This is a genomic window from Streptomyces sp. KLMMK, assembly GCF_036961605.1.
Classification (GTDB): domain Bacteria; phylum Actinomycetota; class Actinomycetes; order Streptomycetales; family Streptomycetaceae; genus Streptomyces; species Streptomyces telluris.
Genome location: NZ_JBAMDC010000659.1, coordinates 1 through 2051, shown reverse-complemented (window position 1 = coordinate 2051; position 2051 = coordinate 1). Strand labels below are relative to the sequence as shown.

Annotated in this window: 1 protein-coding gene; it reads right to left on the bottom strand. The window is 76.3% G+C overall.

Going from position 1 to position 2051, the window contains the following annotated elements:
- Window positions 1-2000, bottom strand: a 2000-nt coding sequence (locus V7793_RS36830) for a translation factor GTPase family protein (protein WP_336014035.1), incomplete at its 3' end; no start/stop codon positions are given.
- Window positions 2001-2051 lie beyond the last annotated feature (51 nt).

Genomic DNA, 2051 nt, shown 5'->3' with positions numbered 1-2051 from the left:
TGCCGCAGGTACGCGGCCCGGTTGAGCGGGTTGCCGTCCGTGCGCGGGCGTACGGGCGGGCGGCCTTCGTGCGGGCGGTCGGCGGCCGGGAGGGTCCACCAGACGCCCTCGCCGCGGGTCAGGGCGGGCAGGCGGCGTTCGGCGGCGGGGGCGCTGCGGGCCGGGATCGTGCCCTTCAGGACGCACACCTCCGGGCCGGCCGCCGTGTCGTGGATGCCGGCTCCGAGCCCGGCCAGCAGGCCCGTGACGGCGCTCAGGGTGTCGGCGGGAGCCTCCAGTTCGTAGGCGTGGCAGGGCTCGTACACCCGTGTGCCCGCCTCGGCGAGGGCGGCCATCAGGACCAGCGGGGTCAGCCGGCGGAAGTCGGCGGCGGTGCTCACCGGCGCCGCGAAGCCCGAGCGCGTCAGCGTGACCACGCAGCCGGTGACCGGCCATCCGTACAGGCCCTGGGCGAGGGTGCGGTGGACGGTCTCCTCGATCGCGCGGTCGAAGGCCGGCGGCAGGGCACCGAGTTCGGTCTCGCGGCGGAAGACCGTGCCGGCGTCCGGCGCGCCCGGCTCGACGCGCAGGCCGACCGTCGCCCAGAAGGCCTGACCGCCGTGCCGGCCGATCTCCTCGTACGCCTCGCCCGTGCCGGTGACCCGCTCGCGGTGGACGGTGCTGCTCGGTTCGAAGACCGCGTCGACGCCGAACTCCTCGGCGAGCGTCGCCGCGACGATCTCCTTCTGCACCTCGCCGTGGAGCAGCACGGAGGTGCCGCCGCCCGCCGGCAGGGCGCGGGTGCCGATCAGCGGGTCCTGGTCGGCGAGGGCCGTGAGGGCGGCGTGCAGCCGGGCCGCGTCCCCGGGACGCACGGGCCTGACCACCGCCTCCAGGCCGGGCGGGGCGAAGTGCGGCGTCTGCGCGCCCTCGTGCGCGGGGCCGAGGCGGTCACCCACCCTGACCTCCGCCAGGCCCTTGATCCGGGCGATGTCACCGGCCGTGGCGCGGCGCCGTGCGGTGCCCGGTTCCCCGGCCTCGACCGCCACGAGGGAGGTGACGCGGCCGGGGTGCTCCGTGCGGCCGCCGCCGGGCTCCTGCCGGTGGAGCGTGACGCGGTCGCGCTCGGAGACCGCGCCCGAGAAGAGGCGCAGGTAGGCGGTCTTCTCGCCGGAGGGCTTGCGGTCGACGGCGAAGACCGTGCCGGTGGCCTCGGGGCCGGACCCGCCGCGCGCGGGCGGGAGGTGGCGCACCATGCCGTCGATCAGGTCCGCCACGCCCTCGCCGGAGACGGCCGAGCCGAAGTAGAGGGGGTGGACGAGGCCGCGCGCGGTCTGCCGCGCGAGGGCTTCGCGCAGTTCGGGGGGCGTGACCGGCCGGTCGTCGACCAGCGCGGCGAGCAGCGCGTCGTCGTGCTCGGCCAGCACCTCGGCCACGGCCTCGCGGAAGGCGGCGTCCTCGTACGAGCCGGGGACGGTGCGGGCGCCGGGGGTGCCGATGCCGCGCACGGCGCCCATGGGAATCACGTGCGGGGTCAGCCTGCGGCGGACGGCGGCGAGCGTCTCCGCCTCCCGGGCGCCCGCGCGGTCGGTCTTGTTGACGAAGACGAGGGTGGGCAGGCGCAGCCGCCGCAGGGTCTTCATCAGCACGCGTGTCTGCGCCTGCACCCCCTCGACGGCGGAGAGGACGAGGACCGCGGCGTCGAGGACGCCGAGGGCGCGCTCGACCTCGGCGATGAAGTCGCTGTGGCCGGGGGTGTCGACGAGGTTGACGCGCAGGCCCCCGACGCGGAGGGGCGCGACGGCGGTGCGGATGGTGATGCCGCGGCGGCGTTCGAGCTCGCCGCTGTCGGTACGGGTGCTGCCGGCGTCGACGCTGCCGAGCCGGTCGATGGCGCCGGTGTCGAAGAGCAGGCGCTCGGTGAGGCTCGTCTTACCCGCGTCGACGTGCGCGAGGATGCCGATGTTCAGAACGGGCCGCACGGGCAGGCAGAGCCCGGACAGCAAGGTGTGCGTACGCAAAGAGGTCCTCGGAAGGAGTCGTCCGGTCAGGGCGCTGGGGGTGACCGAGGC